Annotated in this window: 15 protein-coding genes; 10 read left to right on the top strand and 5 right to left on the bottom strand. The window is 43.0% G+C overall.

Features of this window, described 5'->3' with window-relative positions:
- Positions 1 to 93: 93 nt before the first annotated feature.
- The 4 genes from GS399_RS01040 to GS399_RS21045 all read left to right on the top strand — a co-directional run bounded on the left by GS399_RS01040 (position 94) and on the right by GS399_RS21045 (position 5837).
- The gene (locus GS399_RS01040; protein WP_160842654.1) at positions 94 to 507 is read left to right on the top strand and encodes a 6-pyruvoyl trahydropterin synthase family protein; all 414 of its coding nucleotides are present in this window, start codon (positions 94 to 96) and stop codon (positions 505 to 507) included.
- Between the two features lies 1 nt (position 508).
- Positions 509 to 1159, top strand: coding sequence for a GTP cyclohydrolase I FolE (gene folE, locus GS399_RS01035; protein WP_160842652.1), 651 nt, complete (start codon positions 509 to 511; stop codon positions 1157 to 1159).
- Positions 1160 to 1178: 19 nt separating this feature from the next.
- A complete protein-coding gene (gene fabD / locus GS399_RS01030; RefSeq protein WP_160842651.1) occupies positions 1179 to 2063 on the top strand; it encodes an ACP S-malonyltransferase in 885 nt (294 codons plus the stop codon).
- A gap of 78 nt (positions 2064 to 2141) precedes the next feature.
- Positions 2142 to 5837, top strand: a complete 3696-nt coding sequence (locus GS399_RS21045; RefSeq protein ID WP_160842650.1) for a sensor histidine kinase — start codon at positions 2142 to 2144, stop codon at positions 5835 to 5837.
- 184 nt (positions 5838 to 6021) lie between these two features.
- Here the strand turns inward: GS399_RS21045 and GS399_RS01020 are convergent, their stop codons facing one another.
- A complete protein-coding gene (locus GS399_RS01020; protein WP_160842648.1) occupies positions 6022 to 6936 on the bottom strand; it encodes a DUF8428 domain-containing protein in 915 nt (304 codons plus the stop codon).
- A 209-nt stretch (positions 6937 to 7145) separates the two neighbouring features.
- Between GS399_RS01020 and GS399_RS01015 the strand changes: the two genes are divergently transcribed.
- Positions 7146 to 8705, top strand: coding sequence for a glycoside hydrolase family 10-like protein (locus GS399_RS01015; protein WP_160842647.1), 1560 nt, complete (start codon positions 7146 to 7148; stop codon positions 8703 to 8705).
- A gap of 74 nt (positions 8706 to 8779) precedes the next feature.
- Here GS399_RS01015 and GS399_RS01010 read toward each other — a convergent pair whose 3' ends face one another.
- Both GS399_RS01010 and GS399_RS01005 read right to left on the bottom strand, forming a co-directional pair.
- Complete coding sequence (locus GS399_RS01010; RefSeq protein WP_160842646.1) at positions 8780 to 11608, bottom strand: M16 family metallopeptidase; 2829 nt, start codon at positions 11606 to 11608, stop codon at positions 8780 to 8782.
- Between the two features lie 43 nt (positions 11609 to 11651).
- Positions 11652 to 12806: an acyltransferase family protein gene (locus GS399_RS01005; RefSeq protein WP_160842645.1), complete on the bottom strand. Its 1155-nt coding sequence runs from the start codon at positions 12804 to 12806 to the stop codon at positions 11652 to 11654.
- 83 nt (positions 12807 to 12889) lie between these two features.
- On the opposite strand from GS399_RS01005, the gene GS399_RS01000 reads away from it, so the two are divergent.
- On the top strand, positions 12890 to 14059 hold the full coding sequence (locus tag GS399_RS01000) for an anhydro-N-acetylmuramic acid kinase (RefSeq protein ID WP_160842644.1): 1170 nt from the start codon (positions 12890 to 12892) through the stop codon (positions 14057 to 14059).
- On the opposite strand, the gene GS399_RS00995 is transcribed toward GS399_RS01000, so the two are convergent.
- The gene (locus GS399_RS00995; protein ID WP_160842643.1) at positions 14056 to 14802 is read right to left on the bottom strand and encodes a DeoR/GlpR family DNA-binding transcription regulator; all 747 of its coding nucleotides are present in this window, start codon (positions 14800 to 14802) and stop codon (positions 14056 to 14058) included. The genes GS399_RS01000 and GS399_RS00995 overlap by 4 nt on opposite strands.
- Before the next feature lie 290 nt (positions 14803 to 15092).
- Here GS399_RS00995 and GS399_RS00990 point away from each other — a divergent pair, with 290 nt between their 5' ends.
- The 3 genes from GS399_RS00990 to GS399_RS00980 are packed head-to-tail and all read left to right on the top strand — an operon-like array spanning position 15093 to position 21909.
- Entirely contained in the window at positions 15093 to 18347 is a 3255-nt protein-coding gene (locus GS399_RS00990) for a SusC/RagA family TonB-linked outer membrane protein (protein WP_160842641.1), read from the top strand.
- Between the two features lie 18 nt (positions 18348 to 18365).
- Positions 18366 to 20015, top strand: coding sequence for a RagB/SusD family nutrient uptake outer membrane protein (locus GS399_RS00985; protein WP_160842640.1), 1650 nt, complete (start codon positions 18366 to 18368; stop codon positions 20013 to 20015).
- Positions 20016 to 20061: 46 nt separating this feature from the next.
- Positions 20062 to 21909: an outer membrane protein assembly factor BamB family protein gene (locus GS399_RS00980; protein ID WP_160842639.1), complete on the top strand. Its 1848-nt coding sequence runs from the start codon at positions 20062 to 20064 to the stop codon at positions 21907 to 21909.
- A 47-nt stretch (positions 21910 to 21956) separates the two neighbouring features.
- Here GS399_RS00980 and GS399_RS00975 read toward each other — a convergent pair whose 3' ends face one another.
- A complete protein-coding gene (locus GS399_RS00975) occupies positions 21957 to 22559 on the bottom strand; it encodes a porin family protein (RefSeq protein ID WP_160842638.1) in 603 nt (200 codons plus the stop codon).
- A gap of 87 nt (positions 22560 to 22646) precedes the next feature.
- Here GS399_RS00975 and GS399_RS00970 point away from each other — a divergent pair, with 87 nt between their 5' ends.
- Positions 22647 to 22862 (top strand): CsbD family protein, encoded by a 216-nt coding sequence (locus GS399_RS00970; protein ID WP_160842637.1) that lies wholly within the window; start codon positions 22647 to 22649, stop codon positions 22860 to 22862.
- Positions 22863 to 23082 lie beyond the last annotated feature (220 nt).

Genomic DNA, 23082 nt, shown 5'->3' with positions numbered 1-23082 from the left:
CAGCTGGCAATCATCAAATTTTACAAGCCTGTGAAAGCTGGCATTAAACGCCAAATCCAAATGACTTATATTTGCGTCATATTTTGACAGGGAATGATTTATATTACACGCAGAGAACGATTCAGTGCCGCACATAAGCTTGCCCGAAAGGAGTGGAGCGATGACAAGAATTTTGATACGTTCGGCAAATGCGCCAATCCAAACTGGCATGGCCATAACTATGAGCTTTTTGTAACTGTTAAGGGTGAAATAGATCCTGACACAGGTTTTGTAATGGATCTCAAAGTTTTAAAAGATGTTATTCAAAGCCGTGTTACCGATAAGCTTGATCATAAAAATATCAACCTGGATGTTGACTTCATGAAGGATAAAATGGCATCGACCGAAATTTTGGCTATCGAAATCTTTAATCAGCTGAAACAACCTGTTGAAGAGTACGGCGCACAGCTTCACAGCATAAAGCTGCATGAAACAGAGAACAATTTTGTAGAATACTTTGGTGAGTAAAATGACCCAGCTTAGCGATAAAATATTAAACGACATCTCGGAAGAATCCGAGTTCGAAGGCTATGTAAAGATTGATCGTTACAATAGCGAGAAAATAGAAAGCATTGCCGCCCATTATCACGATATTTTGGGCAAGCTGGGTGAAGATCCGTCTCGCGAAGGCCTGCTTAAAACTCCCGAGCGTGTAGCTAAATCTTTGCAGTTTTTAACTCACGGGTATGACATGAAGCCGGCGGAAATATTGAAAAGCGCCATGTTCAAGGAAGATTACAGTCAGATGGTTGTGGTTAAAGACATTGAAGTTTATTCGATGTGCGAGCACCATATGCTGCCTTTTTTTGGCAAAGCGCATATCGCCTATATTCCTAACGGACATATTGTAGGACTTAGTAAAATTCCACGCGTTGTTGATGCCTTTGCCAGGCGTCTGCAAGTCCAGGAGCGGTTAACCAATGAGATTCGCGATTGTATACAGGATACATTAAAACCTGCTGGTGTTGCTGTGGTTATCGAATGCAAGCATCTTTGCATGGCGATGCGCGGAGCCCAGAAACAAAACTCGGTTACAACAACTTCGGCTTTCACCGGCGAGTTTGTTAACGAAAAAACACGGGCTGAGTTTTTAAGATTGATTACTGCCAGTTTAGATTAACCTAATTAGATAAAGATTTATGAAAGCATATGTTTTCCCTGGCCAGGGTGCGCAGTTTACAGGAATGGGTAAGGACTTATACGACAGATCCGCAGAGGCAAAAGCGCTGTTTGAAAAAGCAAACGACATTCTTGGATTCCGTATCACTGATATCATGTTTAATGGTACAGAAGAAGAACTTAAACAAACCAATGTTACACAACCGGCGATTTTCCTCCATTCAGTTATTCTGGCAAAAACGTTAGGAAATGACTTTCAACCTGATATGGTTGCCGGACATTCGCTGGGCGAATTCTCCGCTTTGGTAGCTGCAGGGGCACTATCATTTGAAGACGGCTTACGCTTGGTCGCAATTCGTGCGAACGCTATGCAAAAAGCTTGCGAAATCAGGCCGTCAACTATGGCTGCAATCCTGGGCCTTGACGATTTTACCGTAGAAGATACCTGCCAGATGATCGCCGAGATTGTTGTTCCCGCTAACTATAACTGTCCCGGGCAGCTCGTTATCTCCGGAACAATTGAAGGCATCGATAAAGCCTGTGAAAAATTGCTTGAAAAAGGAGCTAAACGTGCATTGAAGTTGAATGTCGGCGGAGCTTTTCATTCGCCTTTAATGGAACTTGCACGCGTAGAATTGCAGGCCGCAATTGAGGAAACCAACATCCAGGAGCCGGTATGCCCTGTTTACCAGAATATTGACGCACATCCATATAAAGATGTGGCAAGCATCAAGCATAACCTCATCGCCCAATTAACCGGAGCCGTAAGGTGGACGCAGACTATTGAAGCCATGATACATGACGGCGCGACGTCGTTTACCGAAGTCGGCCCGGGAAATGTGTTGCAGGGACTTGTTAAGAAAGTTAACCGTTCGATTGAAACAAATAGCGCTACAGTTGCTTAATAGTAGACGAAATTTTATAAGAGGCTCAAATTTTTGAGCCTCTGCTGTTTTATGGTAACTTAGTTTAAAGCATTACGCGTGAATACCCCTTTTAAAATTCGCTTACTCATATTCATTTTAAGTCTTTGTTTCGTTGCAACCGCGGTTACAATTAATCTTACCTCGCGTAAGGAGGAGGTGCTTAATTACGACGCCCGGATTCTTGAATCGAACCTCCACAATAAGGAAAATATTGTAAAGGAATTCTTAGCGAACCCGGTTAATATTTCAATGCTTAAAAATCTGCATAAGGATGGAAAGCTTGCTGCGTATTTTATTAACGACTTTATTGAACAAAATGGCATTTACGTATTCACCTACCACAAACAAAGCCTTTTGTTCTGGGGAACCAATATGGTGGTGCCCGAAACTGACGCGGGTTTAAGCGAAGGTTCAAGAATGATCGAATGGCAGAATGGATGGTATGAATCAATTAAACAAACCAGCGGAGATTTTTCGGTAGTTTTTTATATACCGGTAAAAGCACAATATGCAGTTGAAAACCGGTATTTAAAAAATCAATTCTCGACTGATTTGCTTAGATCCAACAATCTTGATATTGCCGGATTGAATGATAAAGATGATTATAACATCCGGAATGCAGATGGTAAATACCTCTTTTCTGTTAAGCTAAGACATGCGACAAATAACTCCATTTATTCATTAGTGGAGTTTTGGATGTGGCTGCTGGCCGCGGTATTCGGTTGTGTGTTTTTTACCTCTTTTTGCAGCCGAATTGTTGCGCAGGGCTTTCCCAAAACAGCTGTAGTGGTGCTGTTCTCTATTTTATTAACGTTAAGGCTTTTCAGCCTGCAATATAATTGGCTGGGCAGTCATTTTGATTTGCCGATTTTTGATCCACGCCTCTATGCCGATAATTTCTTCTTTCCTTCCATTGGCGATCTGCTTTTAAATGTCATTGCCACCACCTGGTTCCTGGTGTTTGTGTATTATAACCGGTTCAAAATCCGGCTATCTGATTTTCAGTTAAGCAAATGGGTCAGCATCGTAATCTTTGTCCTTTTAGGACTGGTTATATCGCTGGTTGCTATGCAGCTTAACAACGTGTTTTTTGGGATGATTACCAATTCAAAAATCAATTTTGACCTGAGTAACATTTTAAACCTGAACGCTTACAGTTGGCTGGGGATTCTCATTTTATGCATCACCGTATTAAATCTCTACCTGATCGTTGAGATTATTATTGTTTTAAGCACTACGCTAAATCTGTCCAATAAATTACGCTCCACGCTCTTTATTGGCGGTTTGCTGGTAGTCACCATCTGTAAATTAATCATCGCAGATTATAGCTTTTATTACCTGTTGTTCAGCCTGATCATATTCATTCGCGGCTTTCATATTTATAAAACGGACGCCTCATTTAACCTCGGCATATTTGTATTTACTGTGTTGGTACTGGCAGTAATTGCTTCATTAAAATTATCAGAATTTAATCTGATCAGGGAGCATGAAGAGCGGAAGGTAATTGTACAAAGACTTGAATCGTCAGACGATCCAAATGCTATTGTGCTTTTCTCCAATCTGGAAAAAAGTATTTTAAAAGACGAGCTAATTGCAGAATATTTTAAATCGCCGGAAAGAGATTATAGCACATTTAATAATCGCCTTCAGCGTTCATATTTTGATGGCTATCTCTCGAGGTTCGACTTTAAAACGTTCGAATATGAATATAACGGTAAGCGGTTTGAAAACGAAACATCGTCATTGAACCATTACCGCGATCTGGTTGTGCATGGTGCAATTAAGGTCACCGATTATTTCTATCGCATAAACAACACTTTTGGGTATCAAAACTATTTTGCTTTGCTGCCAATTGTCGAAAACGGCAAAACGCTGGGAACACTGATCATCGATTTGAAATCAAAACCTTTTGCCGACGTTAACAATTTTCCGGGAGTACTTGAAGACAGCAAAATGAACTCGAGGGATAATTTCTCTAATTATTCATTCGCTTTTTATCATAGCAACCGTCTTATCGCACAAAGCGGCCGTTACGTTTATTCGCTTAGTAATTTAGATTTCAGCGGAAAACTCAAATCTTTTATATTCAAGAATCGCAATGGCTACAATCATCTTATTTATCAAACGAACGATAGCAGGTTGATTATTGTGAGCAAACCCAGGGTTACATGGGTTATGCAACTGGCTTCGATTTCATTTCTATTTTTGGTTTTGCTGGTGTTTTCATTCATGCTGGTTATGATTGGCTGGATTGTCAATGCCGTGGATAATTACGACCTAAGCAGCAACGGCTTAAGTTTGAAAGCTTTTATGCGTCAGAACCGGATATTGTATAAAACACGGATCCAGGCATCAATGGTTGCCGCTGTTGTGTTGACGCTGCTTCTTGTTGGAGCTGTTACTTACATCAGCACAAGTGTACAATACCAGGAACAGCAGAAAGAAAATGTAGTCGGCCAGATCAACAAGGTGATAGCGGCTTTTCAAAAGCAAATGTTCAGTAATGGTGAATTGATCATTAATGAGCAAACATTTAACATCTTCGCCGAAAGTAACTCTACCGACCTGAATTATTATGATTCATCCGGCAAACTGGTTTATACAACACAGCCGAAATTGTTCGACTATGGCTTGATTTCAAACCGAATTAACCCGCTGGTTTATATCAATATGCATGAATTCGAGCGATCCGAGTTTATCGGCAGTGAGCATATCGGCGGAATGAAATATCTCGCAGCCTATAAACCAATAACGAACCGGAACAATGAAACAATTGCTTATATCGGGCTTCCATACTTTTCAAACGTACACGATTATGAGGCCCGCATCGGCCAATTTTTGAATACACTGATCAACGTATATGCGCTCGTTTTTGTGGCGATAGGTTTTTTTGCTGTTTTTATTGCCAACCGGATTACGTATCCCTTAACAATGATAGAAAAGAGTTTCAGGGAAATGAAGATCGGCCATAAAAATGAAAAGCTTGAATGGAAACGGAACGATGAGATTGGCAGCCTGATCAAAGAGTATAATAACATGCTTACCGCTCTTGATGATAGTGCACAGAAACTTGCCCGTAGCGAACGAGAAATTGCCTGGAAGGAGATGGCGAAGCAGGTTGCTCATGAAATTAAAAATCCGCTTACTCCGCTGAAACTAGGTGTTCAGCTACTTGAAAGATCCTACCGTGAGAAAGACCCGAACTTTAACAAGAAATTTGAAAAATTCAGCAAATCCTTCATTGAACAGATCGAGAGCCTTTCTTTAATAGCGTCGGAGTTCTCAAACTTTGCCAAAATGCCCGAAACAACTCTCGGCGACGTAAATTTGCGCGAAGTGATCGATAAATCAATAGAGGTTTATAAAAACTCGGAACATTTAGTTATTAATTTAAATGATGAGTTGGGAGGCACTTTTATTCAGGGCGACCCCGAGCAGCTGTTAAGATGCTTTAACAACCTCATTAAAAATGCAATAGAAGCCATTCCTGCCGATCGCCCCGGCTTAATTCAAATCAACATGCAGAAAAAGGATCGCAGAGCAGCGGTCTCTATAAGTGATAACGGGCGCGGTATCCCTGACGGGTTAAAAGACCGGATCTTTAACCCGAATTTTACAACAAAAAGCTCGGGCACCGGCCTTGGGCTCGCATTTGTAAAGCAGGCGATCGAGAATATGCAGGGAACAATCAGTTTTAAGACATCTCATGACGAAGGGACTGAATTCTATATCACGCTCCCGCTAGTTGGATAATTTAAGCGTAATACTACTGTTTAAGGGATGCAGAAAAAGGACACGTCCAATTGGTAAAAGGACACGTCCTTTTTTTAAATAGACACGTCCAAATAAAAAACGAACGCGTCTGTTTTTAATTGAAGATAACTCACAAAAAAAGCCCTGCTGTATCGGCAGGGCTTTCGTATATGTGATTAAGTAATTAACGAAGGCTAACAGTTGTTTTGCCCATCGCGTAGCCGTCTGCGTAAAGCATAACGTTATATGTTCCTTTTTGAAATGCCGCAGGATTGGTCCAGTCAACGTTATAAACCTTGCCGTCGTTTGCAAACTCTATAGCAGTTTTATAAGTGTACTGCATGTCTTCATTGTCTGCGTTAAACATGGTGGTGTTATCAGAAACAATCAGGTTGCCGCTTGGGTCAATTATTCTGAGATAAATATCATGCATTCCTTTTTCAGCAATTGCGTTGTCAGCAACATTGAAAGTAATGCGTAGTTTCTTTGCCGTGCTGGCACGTGTTACATCAGTTTCTTTTCCGCTGTTTTTAACCTTTAAAGGAGTTACTGAAATAGTGGCAACTTTTATAGCCGCTGCCGCCTTTACTTTGGTATTTAATTCTTCATTCTGTTTTTCAAGATCAGTAGCTTTAGCAGTTACATCGTTAACGGTTGTGCGTAAGCTGTCGCGCTCTGTGCGTAAAGTGGCGTTTTGCTTTTTTAGTTCGTCAATATCCGCAGTATACTTTGTAACAAAGTAGCGCAATTGTTTAATGTCTTCCTGAGCTTTAGCTAACTGGCCTTGTGATAACTGACCTTTTTTGAGCTGTTCGCGAAGCTGGGTAATTTTCTGACGGGCAATTTCCTGTTCCTTCTTCATATCATCTGACAGCTTCAGGTTGGAGTTATTGGCTTTGTCAAGCTCCGCTTCGATCTTGTCGATCTCGGTTTCCATTCTCGATTTCTCGTCGCTTAATGTAACGATACGATCGTTGGCCTTTTTATCTTTAAAAAACAGGTAGGCATTCGTACCAAGCAGCGCCAGGATCACAATAATGAGAAAATAGATCTTGTTTGAATCCTTTTTGGGTGATTTGTCCTGGTAAGTTGTTTCCATTCTGATTAGTTAAGAGAGGTTGTTTATATTGATTTTTGATTATTAACAAACGTAATAGCTTATTAAATGTTGTGCGTTAAACTTAATTGACAAATATAAAATTTAAATAAAACGATGCAATAAAGGGAAACTAATCGGGTTTAAGTACTTAAAGTATTCCTTTCGTGCAGATAAAAGCATTCTTATCTTTGCCGGATATTCCAAAGTTAATGCTGAAAAATAAATCTACAATATACATCGTTAGCCTCTTGCTAACTTCACTGAGCTGCTTTAGCGCATTTGCGCAGGCGCCTTATGAAAGTCCAAAATACGAATTCAGGGGTGTTTGGATAGCCACGGTAGGCAATATAGACTGGCCATCGCGAAGAGATCTTTCGGCCGAAGCACAAAAAGCGGAACTATCAAAGATCCTGGACAGCCATCAACGCACAGGAATAAATGCAGTTATGTTTCAGATACGGCCGGCTGCCGACGCTTTATATGCAAAAAGCAATGAACCATGGAGTCGTTTTTTAACCGGAAAGCCGGGTCGTGCGCCTGTTCCTTTTTACGATCCGCTGGAGTTTGCTATCAATGAGTGCCACAAGCGAGGCATGGAACTACATGCCTGGTTTAACCCCTACCGAGCTGCAACTGATATGGACCCGGCTAACACAACTTCTGATCACATCACCAAAACACATCCCGGCTGGTTTTTTAACTATGCTGGTAAAAAGCTGTTTAATCCCGGAATTCCGCAGGTGCGCGATTATATTATCCAAATTATTATGAATGTGCTTCGTCAGTACGATGTCGACGGAATTCATTTTGATGATTATTTCTACCCTTATCCCGAGGGCGGAGAGCAATTGCCTGATACGGCCACTTTCCGCTTATTTAACATGGATAATTTTGCGGATATCGAAGACTGGCGGAGACATAACGTAGATACCTTGATCCATAACTTATCTGATAGTATTCACAAAGAAAAGCGATTCGTGAAATTCGGAATAAGCCCCTTTGGTATCTGGCGGAATAACAAACGTGATGCCGAGGGCTCCGAAACAAGTGGATTGGAAGGTTACAGTGCATTATACGCGGATGCCCGCAAATGGGTAAAAATGGGCTGGGTGGATTATGTCAATCCGCAAATTTACTTCCCTTTTAACTATCCTGCAGCCGCTTTTGAAAAGCTCGTCGACTGGTGGTCGGTTAACACTTACAATAAACATCTGTATGTGGGGCAGGCTCCATACCGCACCACCGAAAGAAAGGCAGCCTGGCAGGACAAGACACAATTGCCGCGACAGGTACGTTATATCAGGCAAAACCCACGGGTGCAGGGAAGTGTTTACTTCAGCTCCAAATCGATAACAAGCAACCTGGCGGGTTTCCGTGATTCTTTGCAATATGATCTTTATAAATATCCTGCTTTGCAGCCTTCGATGTTATGGCTTGATAATGTTCCGCCGCGTCCGCCAATTGAACTTTCCGCTAAGGCGACCACCGGCAAGCAAATCGTATTAAACTGGCATGAGCCGCTGCGGGCTGAAGATGGCGAAGCTGCCTATGGCTACGTGATTTATCGCTTTAACGAAGGCGAAGATGTGGATATCCAAAACTCAAGAAACATCATCAAGATATCATTCGATTCTAAGATCACCACTTTTACAGATGAGTCGGTAAGGCCTGGCGTCCGGTATACGTATGCTGTTACGGCGATAGACAGGTTAAAGAATGAAAGTCTTCCCTCTAACCTGGTAGTTGAAAAGATGATTGCTTCTTTTTAAGAAATTCCCTAATGAAAAAAGCCACATAGAACGATTTCTCTATGTGGCTTTTCTGTATAAAGAATTCTTGGGTGTTACTTTTTCTCTGGCATTAAAACCAGTTGAATAAAGTTGCTCCCGCTTAAATAAGTATTAGCCGCTTCTTTCAAGTTCTGAGGACTCAGCTTCTTTAAGTAATCAGAATAACTCAGAATATACTCCGGATTTTCGTTGGTTTCGTATTGGTTGGAAAGATAGCCAAGCCAGAAATCATTTTCTTTTAATTGTGTTTCCGTGGTGCGTGTTTCTTCAGCAATATATTTATTAATGTCTGTTTGTTGCGCGCCATTTTGTTTGATCTTATTGATCTCATCCAATGTAGCTGCAATCAGCTTATCAACGTTTTCAGGCCCGCAGCTGAATGAAACAATAAATGAATAGCGATTAGTTGGATACTTAGCGTACGATTCATGAATGCTTGGACTGTAAACGCCGCTCTCTTCTTCCCGTAACCGCTCTATAAGTTTAATTTGAAGAACCTCGCTCAATGCGCTTAGCAAGTTGTTATTCGTTTCATTGAACTGGTACTCACCGCTGAATACAAGGCGTACAGTTGCTTTTGCTTCCTGGCCTTTGTAGACTGTTTTGCTGATTTTTCCGGCTGGAATATGGATTCCAAGATTCTTTGCCTCCTCTTTTTTGCCTGAAGGGAGTGACCCTAAGTACATTTCAAGCAATGGCTTAATCTTTTCAGGATCAAAACTACCGACAAATGTGAAGGTAAAATCTCCGGCGTCAGCGAAACGCTCTTTGTAAATGCTGTAAGCCTTATTCAGATCAATATTTTCGATCTTCTGCAAACTTGGCCCGGTACTGCGAATGTTATAGTTACCTAAAACAGCGGAAACGGTATCCGAGAAAACACTGTTTGGATCGTCACTGCGGTTTTGCAGGCCGGCTTTAGCTTTAGTTATTGTACTTAAAAATATGCTCGAATCTTTACGCGGAGCGGTAAAATAAAGGTTAACCAGCTGAAGTGCCGTTTCGAAGTCTTTTGGTGTCGCGAAGCCATTGATTCCTTCTGTTCGCTCGCCGATATATGGAGATACGAAAGCCTGTTTACCTGCCAGGTATTTAGTAAGCTGTACGGCATTGTAATCGCCAAGGCCGCTTCGCGCAATAATGCCTGATGCGTTATCCGCCGATTGAAAATCTGCATCACTGTATAATGATGTTCCACCCGGGCTGAATGCATTGAACTGGATCTCGTCGTTTTTAAAGTCTGTTGGCTTCAGGTAAACCTGCACGCCGTTGCTTAGGGTTAGCTTTGTGGTTCCAAGTTTCGGGTCTTTTACTTCGGCTACTATTTTACCTGGCGTCGGTTTAGCAGCCATAAGCGGCTTCGTATTTACGTCGTCAACATAAGCTTTCAAACTGTCTTTCTGAACGTCGCTAAACCATTTATTTATAGTAGCTTCTGTTGGTAAGTTAGCGGCATCCTTTTCCGGCGCCATAATGATCACATCGCGGTTCGTGTCAATGAAATAGCTTTTATCATAGGTGTTTACATCGGCAAGGGTTATGGAACTAATCGCTTTTTTATTGAAATCGTACTCATAAGCAATGCCGGGGCTTGCTTCTCCATTCAAAAATAATTGTACATATTCCTGTACGTAGCTTTCCGACTTGGTTTTGTCTCTTTCGCGATAAGCGTTTTCCAGGTTCGTCATATACGCCTCTTTTGCGCGGTCGAGCTCAGACTGAGTAAAGCCGTATTTTTTTATGCGTTCAATTTCTGTTACCGCAGCTTTAAATCCTTTTTCGAGTTCGCCCGGACGTGCAACTACAAAGGTGCTGGCAATATCCAGTCCTGCCATAAAATCGCCAATGCTGCTTCCACCCTGGATAAATGGAGGGTTTGCCTGTTTGCTCAGTTCACTGTAGCGTGCAGAAATCATCTGGTTGCCTAATGTACGGATGATGCTGTTTCGCATATCCGTGGTTGTTTTGATAGTTACCGACGGATGCTTTATAAGTATTTGCGCTACGGTTACCGGGAACTCCTTATCGGTAACAGCCATAAATTGGTTTTTATCGATTAATGGAATACTGTATTTAGTTCGCTGCTGCTCTTTGGCCGGAGTTTTCAGGTCGGAAAACTTCTGTTTGATCATTTGTTCAACCTGAGCTACGTTGATGTCGCCGACAACAATCAGCGCTTCCAGATCCGGACGATACCAGGTTTGGTAAAACTGGCGGATAGTTTCAGGCTTAAAATTCTTAAGTACTTCCTCTGTGCCGATCGGAATACGCGTTGAATATCTCGATCCGTTGAAGATCATCGGAAGATACTTGTTTTGCATCCTTTGCTGAGCGCCTTTTCCTAGTCGTTTTTCTTCCAGCACAACGCCGCGTTCCTTATCAATTTCGGAAGGATCGAGTGAGGCATCTTGTGCCCAGTCGCGCATGATCTGGATACCATTTTTAAACACATCCGCGCTGTCAGTTGGCAAAGGAAGCTGATAAACGGTTTCATCAAAACTGGTGTAAGCGTTCAGATCGGCACCAAAACGGATACCCGATTTTTGCAGGTAATTAACCAGTTCGTTCTTTGGATAATGCCTGGTGCCGTTGAAGCTCATGTGCTCCATGAAATGCGCCAGACCCTGCTGTTGGTCGGTTTCAAGAATTGAACCCGCTTTAACAACCAGGTATAGCTGCGCCCTGTTTTTCGGTTCAGTATTTTTACGGATATAGTACGTAAAGCCATTGGCTAATTTCCCTGTTTTAATGGCCGGGTCCATTGGCAGAAGCACGCCGGGCTTCGCCGTTGCTGCCGCAGGTTTTTTTACTTGGGCAAACGCGCTGTTGGAAGCTGGTAAAATGCTTCCTGCCAGCAAAAGGATATAAATATTAATTTTCATGTTATTTTTCATAATAAGACAGCTTTCAACACAAATCGGGTAGTTATATCTTGATAATAATTTTCTTTTTTAGCATCCACCATAAAATAAGCAGCCAAAACAGGACGAAAAATATCGCCCAGGCCAGGGAAGCATTAATGGGGGAAAAGTTCGGCGCAAAAAAATGCGCATACATCCAGGACTGTGCGTTTAGCTGTCCGGGGCCGGCTGGTCCGATCTTGATGAGCCATAATGTTTTAACTATAACGGCAGAAAGTACGAAAACAGTAATGGCATTGACTCCGTATGCCACAAAAGGTTTTGTCCACCTGTTGTAACCCTGTATATCAATTAACCAGTAGCTGAATGCAAGGGCAATCGATGCAAGTCCGCCCGCGTAAAGGACATAAGAACTGGTCCACATCGCCTTGTTAATCGGAAATTCCAGATCCCACAGCAAGCCAAGGATAACGGCAGCGGCGCCAACTGTAAATAGCCAGGCAACCTTTTCGGCGGCAGCCTTATCTTTTCGGCGCAGGAATGTTCCCACCAATACGCCAAACAGTCCGGTTGAAATTGCCGGGATCGTGCTGAAAATGCCCTCCGGATCCCAGGTTCTCGATGATGACCACAAATGGTTTTCGCCAAGCAGTGTGCGATCTATCCAGGCGCCGATACTGGTTTCTTTTTCCATATTGGGATAACCCGCTCCTGGAGCCGGAACAAACAGGATCATCGCCCAGTAAAAGATTAAAATGCCCCAAAAAATCCGGATCTGCGTTCGGCTCGATGTTTTCATAAATAATACCGCGCAGATAAAAAATACCACCCCGATACGCTGTAAAACTCCGGGAATGCGCACATGTTTAAAAGCTTCAACTGGTTCAGTAAATACTTTTGGATAAAGCGAAAGAAATACCCCTAGTCCGAAAAGAATAAGTCCCCTCTTGAAAGCTGTAAAAAGTATTTTTCCCTGAGGTTCATTCTTTTCTTTTTTTGTACCAAGCGCATAGGCTATTGAAACGCCTACAATAAAAAGGAAGAACGGGAATATGAGGTCGGTAGGCGTACAGCCGTTCCATTCAGCATGTTCCAGCGGCGCATAAATGTGGCCCCAGTCGCCCGGGTTATTAACAAGTATCATAGCTGCAACAGTGATACCGCGGAAAACATCCAGTGAAAGTAGGCGATGGGATTGAACGATCGAAGGTTGAGACATTTGTGCTATTGAGAGTTAAGATTTAATTTGCCGGCATATCAATCAAACATAATATTTTTTTATTATCGTTGGCACATTCAATTATGGCAAAATCTGATATTGACCGCTTGTATAAAATCTTGCAAAAGCCGGAGAGGTTGATTGTCGGTCTGATGTCGGGAACATCACTTGATGGCCTTGATATCGCCTTATGCCGAATTGCTAACAACGGAATTCAAACCGAAGCCAGTGTACTCAAGTTTGAATCTGTCTCTTATGATGAACCCTTCAAAAAAGAGATCAGGAAGATATTTGCAAAAAAAGAAGGAAGCATTGAAGAACTGTGCCTTCTGAATGCAGAGATTGGCATTATCCACGCGGATCTAGTTCTCAAAACATTAACTAAATGGAGCTTCCCGAAAGAGAATGTTGACCTTATAGCGAGCCACGGGCAAACAATTTTCCATTCGCCGAAACGGCTTCATCAATTAAAAGACTATCCGGATGCGACCTTGCAAATCGGCGACGGTGACCATGTCGCTTACCGAACAGGAATTATTACGGTGAGCGACTTCCGGCAAAAACACGTTGCTGCCGGAGGGGAGGGGGCGCCGCTTGCTCATATCGGCGACTATCTTCTGTTCTCGTCGGTTGATGAAAACAGAGTCATGCTTAATATAGGAGGTATCTCCAATTTTACCTTTCTGCCCAAAAACGGCGATGTGAATAAAGTGGTTTCCACGGATTGCGGTCCAGGAAATACGCTGATCGATGCGTTAACCCGACGTGATTTCAACGTTGCCTTCGATCGCGATGCCAAACTCGCGCTAAGCGGAAAATTAGTGGACGCATTATTGGAAAAAATGTTGGCTCACCCTTTCTTTACCGAAAATCCACCAAAAACCACCGGGCCCGAATTATTTAATATCAGTTTTATTGAGGAAAGCCTGAGAAAATTTAACCAACCTGTTTCAAGCCTTGATCTATTGGCCACCGTAACAATGTTAAGCGCCAGGTCAATAGCTGATGCTATAAAGAAAATCTGCAAAGAAGGGGCGGTATATGTAAGTGGCGGCGGTGCCAGCAATCCTTTGATTATGGATTCCCTTAGAAAATTATTACCCGGGCTGGCTGTGTCCAATTTGAGTAGTCTTGGCTACAATGCCGATGCAAAGGAAGCACTGCTTTTCGCGATACTTGCCAATGAAGCTGTTGCCGGTGAAAGTTTTTCGTCAACAATTCCTACTATGGGAAAAATATCATTCCCAGCTTAAAGGACATTAATTCCGTTGTCGATATAGGGTTGCAGCTCGGCGGCTGAACTTTCCATGTCAGTTACCAGGTAGGAGACCGACCCTGCGGGGCAAACCTTTAACTTCTGCACGGAATTGAGCTTTTCGGCAATGCTGATAACAGCCAGTTTAGACGAAGCTTTAATCATGGCCTTCTTAATCTGCACAACCTCCCAATCCGAATCGGTCATTCCTTCCTGCCAGTCAATCCCATTGGCACCTAAAAAACAAAGATCTACACGTATTTCATTCAGCTCGCTTACCGTTTTTGAGCCGAGGTTTACCTGGGCGTCCTTGCTAAGCTGTCCGCCGATAAGGATAACCGTCAATTGCGGATGTTCAGCTAATTGTATGGCAACAGTTGGACTGATAGTAAAAAAAGTTGCCTTAAGGCTGTCAGGAATTGCACGTGCCAGTTCATTCATCGTGGTTCCACCGCCCGTTAACACGCTCATGCCATCATGTAATAGAGAAATAGATTTTTGCGCAATTGCTTTTTTTGACTGGTGCGCGTAAATCTCATTTTGAAGATAAGGCGAATGGAAGGATTTCGATAGGGCTCCACCATGAACTTTTAAGATTTTATCGTCCTCGGATAATTCGTTGAGATCTCTTCTGATCGTATCCTCCGACACATTTAACTGAATACTAAGATCGGATGAGAGAACCTTATTATGAAGATTGATTTGCTTGATAATAAAAGCATGGCGTTCCCTTTTCAACATATTGAAGCGTTAAGTCTTCCAAATATAAAAAAGTACTGCAATTAAGTAATGCATGTTTTTGCATGATTATTAAAAAATGTTTGAGAAAATTGCGTTTTTTGGATGTAAATTTATATACCTTTATGGTTGCTTAGGCGGTTTTATACTTTTTTCTGCATGTTTATGCGTATTTAACTTATAGACTATTTTCGATTATAGACTAAATATTCGTCGGGCCTTCATTTTTTTAAGATTTTATAATTTTTTAGATCAACTATCGCACACCCTTTACCATTAACAATAATTAGCGTATGAGAAAACGATTACTTGTATTAATTCTGGTTATGATAACGGCCGTTGTACAAAGCTGGGCTCAGCAACGGACGGTAACCGGAAAAGTAACATCGGCAGAAGATGGCCAGCCATTGCCCGGTGTTTCAGTGAAAATCAAAGGTTCGCAATCGGGTACATCCACCGGCGGCGACGGAACCTATTCTATCAGTGCCGCAAATGGGCAGGTGCTGGTGTTTACTTCGATAGGCACTACGCCACAGGACGTAACGGTTGGTGCCTCCGGAGCCGTAAACGTTACTTTGAAAAGTGACGCAAAAAGCTTAAACGAGGTGGTTGTTGTCGGATTTGGAACGCAAAAGAAGGCAAACCTGACGGGAGCCGTTACGACGGTTGATGTAGCAAAGACTTTTCCAAACAGACCCTTAAACGATCCTGCCAAAGCGCTTCAAGGCGTGGTCCCGGGATTGACCATTACGCAGGGTAACGGCGGTATTGTTGCCAGCCCAAAGATTAACATTCGCGGTGTCGGATCAATAAACGGCAACAGCTCGCCTTTAATTATGGTTGATAACGTCGAAACCCCGGATCTGTCTGTAATCAATCCGAACGACATAGAAAGTGTATCAGTATTAAAAGATGCTGCTTCCACATCTATTTACGGTGCACGTGCTGCATTTGGTGTTATCCTGATCAAAACAAAATCCGGAAAAAAAAATCAGCCAACAAGTATCAGTTATACCAATAACTTTTCCTGGAACAAACCAACTGTCATGCCTGACTTTGCTGACCCGGTTCCCGAGCTTACCGCGCTGAATAATGCATCAATCAGAGCGGGAACTACCTCTCCGGAAATTTTTGGTATGCAGTTAACAACCCTGCGTGACGGTATAGCAAACTGGCAAAAGAATTATGCCTCAACTAATACCGGTTCGGAAATGATCCTCGGGCAGGATTTCGATTATATCGGCGGCCGCGTTTACTTTTTCAAGGAATGGGATCCGAAAGAAGTGATGCTTGAAAAGTATACCAACGAACAAAATCATAGCCTGAGTTTACGTGGCGGAAGTGAAAAAATCGGCTACTATTTATCTGCGGGATATGCTAACGAAAATGGCATATTAAAGATGAATCCCGATCAGTTTGGTAAATACAATATTACAGGATCATTAAATGTTTCCGCAACAAAATGGCTGGACGTAGATGCTAAATTCTTATACCGAAATTTTAAATATGAGTATCCTTACAGCTATCAAAACTACTGGTACTATTTCTGGCGTTGGGGATCTTACTTTCCGTATGGAACATACAACGGTCAGTATTTTCGCCATACACCCGCGTATTTAGCACAGGCACAACAGGCAAACGTGGCTGATAATTATTCGCGTATCGACCTGGGTGCAACATTTAAGTTAACGAAGGATCTGAGTATCCGCGCAGATTATACGATTGGTCGTGATAATGCACTAAGACATGAAACAGGGGGGCCTATCATGGCCTGGGATTTCTGGAGCGCAGGCACTCCGCCGGCTTTGGCAAATATCGCCACAGCCTCACAGGATGTTGTAAATTATACCGACGGAAGGTATTTGGTGAATACATTAAATGCCTATGCAACCTATCAGAAAACTTTAGCTGAAAGTCATAATTTAAAAGTGACTGCCGGTGTAAATACTGAGAATTATGAAAATATAAACTTTACCGCGTCCCGCCAGGGCGTTTTAGATCCAAATTACGGCGAGCTACCGTTGACAGTTGGAAATCAGTTAGCCGTTGGGGGAAATGCTAGTAATGGGATACCGGCACATGCTCTTGGCGCATACGCCGGATATTTTGGCCGTATCAACTATGACTATAAAGGAAAATACTTGTTAGAACTGAATGGCCGTTACGACGGATCTTCTGCTTTTTCGCAAGATCAGCGCTGGGGCTTTTTCCCATCAGCCTCTGCAGGTTACCGATTGAGCGAAGAAAGTTTTATGCAATTCATAAAGCCAGCCGTGGACGATGTTAAATTGAGAGCTTCTTTCGGTTCGGTAGGCAACCAGAACGTAGGTGGCCAATATTATCTTTCTTCTATGTCTCCGTCAAGCTCCTTCACTGGAACTGCCCCTGACCGCTCGCCAATTAATTGGGTTACACCAACAGGAACATCCGTTGTTACCGGTATCAGTGCTCCAATTCCTGTGGCACAGTCGCTCACCTGGGAGAAAATCCAGACGCTTGATTTCGGTACCGATATCCGTTTCTGGAAGAATTATCTGGGGATGACGTTCGATTGGTATCAGCGTGACACTAAAGGAATGCTGCAAAATGCCAGTGTTCCCGCAACGTTTGGTTCCGCTGGTCCGAAGATCAATGCCGGTAATTTCAGAAACAAAGGCTGGGAGTTAAGTATTGACGTAAATTATCCCGTTACAAGTAAGCTGAGTTTATATGGTATATTCACTCTGGCTGACAATAAAACCAAATTCACCAAATGGGATAATCCTAATCAGCTGATCTCACAGATAGATAACGGTATTTATTATGTAGGGCAGACATATGGCGAAATATGGGGCTTTGAAACTAACGGGTTCTTCCAGTCGGCCGATGATGTTAAAAATTCGCCGAGCCAGGCGACGCTTCAGAACGGAAACTTCGTTTACGGTGCCGGTGATATCAAATATAAGGATCTGAACGGTGATGGTGTTATCAACACCGGAAAAACTACTGCTACAGATCATGGCGATTTGAAAGTAATCGGAAATACGCAGCCTCGTTATCAATACGGTGCTCGTTTGGGTGGTACGTTCAAAGGATTTGACCTCGATGTATTTGTTCAGGGAGTTGGCAAACGCGATTACTGGGGACTTGGTAATATGATTATCCCGGCTTACCAGGGAGCGGATATTTTCTACGCGAACCAGCTTAACTACTGGACACCTGAAAACACCAACGCTTTTTATCCGAGTCCTTATATCGGAAACAATTCAACAAAAATCTCAAATTTCCCAACCAGCGGCAATAACTTTTATCCGCAAACGCGTTACCTGCTCGACCTGGCTTATTGCCGTTTGAAGAATGTGACATTTGGTTATACAATTCCTCAGCAGTTGCTGAAGAAATATGGTGTGCAGAAGTTGCGGGTATATGTTAGCGGCCAGAATCTGGCGGAAATTTCAAATGTTGGAGTTTCGATCGATCCGGAAATGACCGATGGCGAATCAGGATTTACCGGTCGTACTTTCCCTTTTAACAGAATGTATTCATTCGGACTTAATCTGACATTTTAAGATATAGAAAAGACAGTCATGAAATTATATAAATCAATAGCCGGTATTTGTTTAGCGCTGTCAATCTTCAGCAGCTGTACGAAAGATCTCGATAAAGACACACCGGATCAGTTTACTGATGATAACTTCTGGACGAGCGAGAACAACGTTCGTACTTACAACTGGAGTTTTTATTCGCTGTTTACCGGCTTCGGAACTGGTACCACAGGCGACTTTTATTTCTCTTCCTTTACAGACGATCAGGCGGCTTCGACATTCCAGAACTTCGCGCTAACGGCACCGACAACGTCGTCAGACTGGAACTGGACTTACATCCGCAAGGCTAATATTATGCTTGAGCGTATTGACCAGGTGCCTATGAGCGATGAGGCGAAAAGACACTGGAAAGGTGTTGCCCATTTTTTCAGAGCGATGGATTATTTTAATAAGGTAAAAACGTTTGGCGATGTGCCTTTTATTAATAAATCGCTCGATGTTTCGGAAACTGATCAGATATATAAGGCACGTGATCCGAGAACATTGGTAATGGACAGCGTGCTTTCCGATATCAACTACGCGGTTGCAAATCTTCGGGTAAAAGACCAGGATAATACAGTAAACCAGGATGTTGCTTTGGCGTTAAAGGCACGCATTTGTTTATATGAAGGTTCATACCGGGTTTATCATACTGAACTTGGCCTGCCGGATGCCGAGAAATTTTTAACACAGGCTAAAGATGCCAGCGAAAAGTTGATGACGGGAAAATACCTGTTAGGCGATTATAAAGCGCTATACAGTTCGATGGATCTTGCAGGCAACAAGGAGATCCTTTTGTATAAGAGGTATGTAACAGCCATTTTAACGCACTCAGTTATCGGTTATACCAATAGTACAACACAAATGAGTGGTTTGACAAAGTCGGCTGTAGATTCTTACACAACCACCGACGGGTTACCTATCAGTCAGTCGCCGCTTTATAAAGGTGATGCAACCATTACCGATGTGCGTACAAACAGAGATAACCGTTTGTTAGTAACAGTAGATAACTTCTTGGCATATAACGGGAACCTGGTGAATGGGTTAAGCTCAAGCACCGGATACCGTCCCGCTAAATTTTTACAGCCTGCATCAAATCAGCTCGCGCCGTATAATGAAACAGACGCGCCGATTTTATGGTACGCGGAAGTGCTCCTGAACTACGCTGAAACCTGTGCGATCCTTGAGAAGATCGGTAAATATGTTGTTACGCAAACAGATCTGGATAAATCTGTCAACCTTTTAAGAAAACGTGGTGGAATTGCAGCTCTTACGCTCAACGGGGCAGGAAGCGTTTCCGCAAGCGGAACAATCATTAACGACCCTAAGCGGGATGCAGACATATCACCGCTAATGTGGGAGATCCGCCGTGAGCGACGCGTGGAATTTATGATGGACGGCTTCAGGTATACAGATCTTATGCGATGGAAAAAAGGCGAATATCTTGATAAAGCGAAAAATCCGGAGGCGTTTTTAGGTGCGAAGGTGCCTGCGAACGGAAAAGTTCAGCTTGATGCTAATGGATATATTAAGCCTTATTCGGATGCCTTGACACGTACCTTCGTCGATCCTAAAAACTATCTGTCAGCAATCCCTACAGGACAAATTTCATTATATCCACCCGGAGTCCTGACTCAAAATCCAGGGTGGTAAGTTGGTTTGGATTAAGCCGGATTCGTCCGGCTTTTTTATTAATGCTATGCGAAAGAATCTGCTTCTGATCTGTTTACTACTGCTTTCGGTTTGTGCAGGTGCCCAAAGTTTCAAATTTGCTCACGTGTCTGACACGCATATCGGCAGTAATAATGCTGCAGACGATTTGCGAAGGACGGTTAATGACATCAATGCGAATGATTCGTTGAAGTTCGTTGTCATCACGGGCGACATTACCGATTTTGGTGCCGATACGGAAATTCGTCTTGCGAAGCAAATTCTCGACAGCCTGAATAAACCCTGGTATATTATCCCGGGAAATCATGATGCCAACTGGTCGGAGAGCGGAAGTAATACTTTTAAGAAAGTGTTTGGCGCTGAGACTTTCGTGTTCACGTACGGAGGGTATCTGTTTGCCGGTACTGGCTCCGGTCCGAACATGCGTATGGGGCCCGGTCAGGTTCCCCGCGAAAATATCGTTTGGTTGGACTCAGTACTTAATCGAATGAAGCAGCCCGGTATGCCGTTGATTTATCTTAATCACTATCCGCAGGACTCTTCGCAAAACAATTGGTACGAAGCCGTCGACCGGCTGAAAAAGCGAAACGTTCAGTTGATCCTTTGCGGCCACGGACACCAGAATCATACCTATTCTTTCGACGGCATTCCGGCAGTAATGGGCCGGTCTAATCTGCGGGCAAAGGATAGTGTTGGCGGTTATAACATCGTAACAATTAACAATGGTGAAGCGCTTTTCGAACTGCGTCGCCCGCTTACTGCAATCCGGCAGCAGTGGACGCAAGTGAAACTTTACAATCATCACTTTAATACAGATCCTACTCGATATTTCAGGCCATCCTACGCTGTTAATAAAAGTTTTCCAAGAGTTAAAGTTAAATGGGCTTTCCAGAATAAAAGTGATGTTGGCGCGGGAATGGGAATTTATGGTGGACTGCTGATCACTGCTAACACGGCTGGCGAAATCTATGCATTGAACGTCGCTTCTGGCAAAAAAGCCTGGGTGTATAAAACACACGGTAAGATCTATTCCACACCGGCCGTAAGCGGCAGTTTAGCGGTTGCCGGTTCAAGCGACGGAAACGTTTATTGCTTGTCTGCTCAAACAGGTAAATTGAAATGGAGGGTGGCGGCGGCTAAAGCGATCGTCGGTTCACCGCTGATTAAAAATAATGTTGTGTATATCGGCGCAAGTGACAGCCTTTTCAGGGCGATTGATCTTGTGACGGGAAAATCCCTGTGGAGCTTTAACCAGGTGAAAGGTTTTGTTGTTGATAAACCGCTTAGCTATCAGCAAAAGCTCTACTTCGGCTGTTGGGCAAACGACTTTTATGCGCTGAATGAACAAACGGGAGAGCTAGCATGGAAGTGGAGCAATGGGTCAACCAATCGAATGTTTTCGCCTGCCGCGTGTTATCCGGCAGGTACTAACAACCGGGTTTTTATTGTAGCGCCCGATCGTTATATGACTTGCCTTGATGCTGCTTCCGGAAACGTTATCTGGCGTAAACAGGATCCGAAATACCGGGTACGCGAGTCAATGGGTTTGTCAGCGGATAGTTCGCTGATTTATGTTAAGACAATGGACGGTGATCTGCTGGGCGTATCAACTAAAGCAGACTCTATGGAAATTGCCTGGAAATCCAAATTTAAATTGCCTTACGAACTTTGTCCATCGCAAATTATTGAAAAAGGTGGGATCATTTATGTACCGACGCACTCCGGTATGGTATGCGCCGTCGACCGCCGCTCGGGCAGTGTTTTATGGAAGCATAAAGTTTCGAACGCACTGGTGAACCCGATGCTCCCATTGGGCAATCAAGCTTTGGTTGTCAGCACTATGGATGGGAAGATTGAATTTCTGCAGTATAAATAAAATGGCCGTCTAAATGCTGACGGCCATTTTTATTGAGCTTTTTGGTTTTAAAAGATCTTGTATCCCAACGTGAAATGCCACAAGTTGGCTTTCTGATCATACTTCTCACTTTCGCTGATATTGCTTAAACCCGCCTCGTAGCGGATGTCAAGCGTGATTTTACTGATGTCGACTCCCGCGCCGGCGAGCAATCCCCATGCATTGTTCTTGTAGTTTTTAAAGTCAGAAAGATCGTCGTAAGCCGCGGAAAAAGGCGCATCCTTGTCAAGATTGAAAGAAACAACTGGTCCTGCGTTTAAACGAATACCAATACCAGGTAAACCGATTTTAGTTCCTAAAAGAACAGGGAAATCCAGTGTTGTAAATTTCACCTTTTGGCTGGCGTTTACCTCGGTGCCATTTTCATCAGCTTTTACGCTAGTGAAGTTAGTTCCTTTGCTGCCCAGGTAAAGTTCTGGCTGTACATAGAGGCCCAATCCGCCTAAACGGGCGAATACACCAACGTCATAGCCAGTGAGATTATTTTCATCAGTAAAATCCGATGTCAGCTTTGACGTGTTCACGCCAGCCTTTATCCCAAAATTGAACGACTGCGCAAAAGCGGGGGCACTGAGTAAGGCTATTGCGCATATAAAAATGATTTTTTTCATGAGTGAGCATTAATTTTTGTCAAGTTTACCATATTAAACTCATTTCGATTAAATAGGTTTATTTTTATTTTTGCAGCTTTACAAATTATGGCAGAGATTACAATCAGCAAAGCAGACTGGGACCGTCTAAAAATCAAAGTTCGTCGCAAGTACAATCACTTAACCGACGAGGACTTGAAATATGAGCCAGGACAAGAGGAGCAACTTATCAGTCATTTAATGGAGCGTGTAAAACGCAGCCGGGATTATGTCCTTTTCACTCTAAAAAAAGGCCTCGCCAATATCGATAATAACCGCCTGTAATATCGCAGCGATCGCAATTCGTTTGCCTTATCGTCCTTAGCTGATCAAGTTATGACTTACAACACTGCTTTCTGCTTTGCATTTTAAATGATGTGGCTGGCTAGTGTGACGGTAAGTAAAGATTTCTGCGTTTTATTATAGCTTTATTGTTTTTGCAGATGTCCTGCAATCAGTCTTCGCCGAAAAATCACCTCCTTGTTGCAGGCACAATAAAATCTGT

Origin of the sequence: Hufsiella arboris (genome assembly GCF_009834875.1) — a bacterium.
GTDB lineage: Bacteria > Bacteroidota > Bacteroidia > Sphingobacteriales > Sphingobacteriaceae > Hufsiella_A > Hufsiella_A arboris.
Note: the sequence above shows the minus strand (reverse complement) of the source record. Positions and strands in the feature narration are given on the sequence as shown.

Bases quoted from the DNA above. Each gene is read 5' to 3' on its own strand.
- GS399_RS01040 (WP_160842654.1), top strand. From the start codon at position 94: ATGATTTATATTACACGCAGAGAACGATTCAGTGCCGCACATAAGCTT.
- folE (WP_160842652.1), top strand. From the start codon at position 509: ATGACCCAGCTTAGCGATAAAATATTAAACGACATCTCGGAAGAATCC.
- fabD (WP_160842651.1), top strand. From the start codon at position 1,179: ATGAAAGCATATGTTTTCCCTGGCCAGGGTGCGCAGTTTACAGGAATG.
- GS399_RS01020 (WP_160842648.1), bottom strand. From the start codon at position 6,936: ATGGAAACAACTTACCAGGACAAATCACCCAAAAAGGATTCAAACAAG.
- GS399_RS01015 (WP_160842647.1), top strand. From the start codon at position 7,146: ATGCTGAAAAATAAATCTACAATATACATCGTTAGCCTCTTGCTAACT.
- GS399_RS01010 (WP_160842646.1), bottom strand. From the start codon at position 11,608: ATGAAAATTAATATTTATATCCTTTTGCTGGCAGGAAGCATTTTACCA.
- GS399_RS01005 (WP_160842645.1), bottom strand. From the start codon at position 12,806: ATGTCTCAACCTTCGATCGTTCAATCCCATCGCCTACTTTCACTGGAT.
- GS399_RS01000 (WP_160842644.1), top strand. From the start codon at position 12,890: ATGGCAAAATCTGATATTGACCGCTTGTATAAAATCTTGCAAAAGCCG.
- GS399_RS00995 (WP_160842643.1), bottom strand. From the start codon at position 14,802: ATGTTGAAAAGGGAACGCCATGCTTTTATTATCAAGCAAATCAATCTT.
- GS399_RS00990 (WP_160842641.1), top strand. From the start codon at position 15,093: ATGAGAAAACGATTACTTGTATTAATTCTGGTTATGATAACGGCCGTT.
- GS399_RS00985 (WP_160842640.1), top strand. From the start codon at position 18,366: ATGAAATTATATAAATCAATAGCCGGTATTTGTTTAGCGCTGTCAATC.
- GS399_RS00980 (WP_160842639.1), top strand. From the start codon at position 20,062: ATGCGAAAGAATCTGCTTCTGATCTGTTTACTACTGCTTTCGGTTTGT.
- GS399_RS00975 (WP_160842638.1), bottom strand. From the start codon at position 22,559: ATGAAAAAAATCATTTTTATATGCGCAATAGCCTTACTCAGTGCCCCC.
- GS399_RS00970 (WP_160842637.1), top strand. From the start codon at position 22,647: ATGGCAGAGATTACAATCAGCAAAGCAGACTGGGACCGTCTAAAAATC.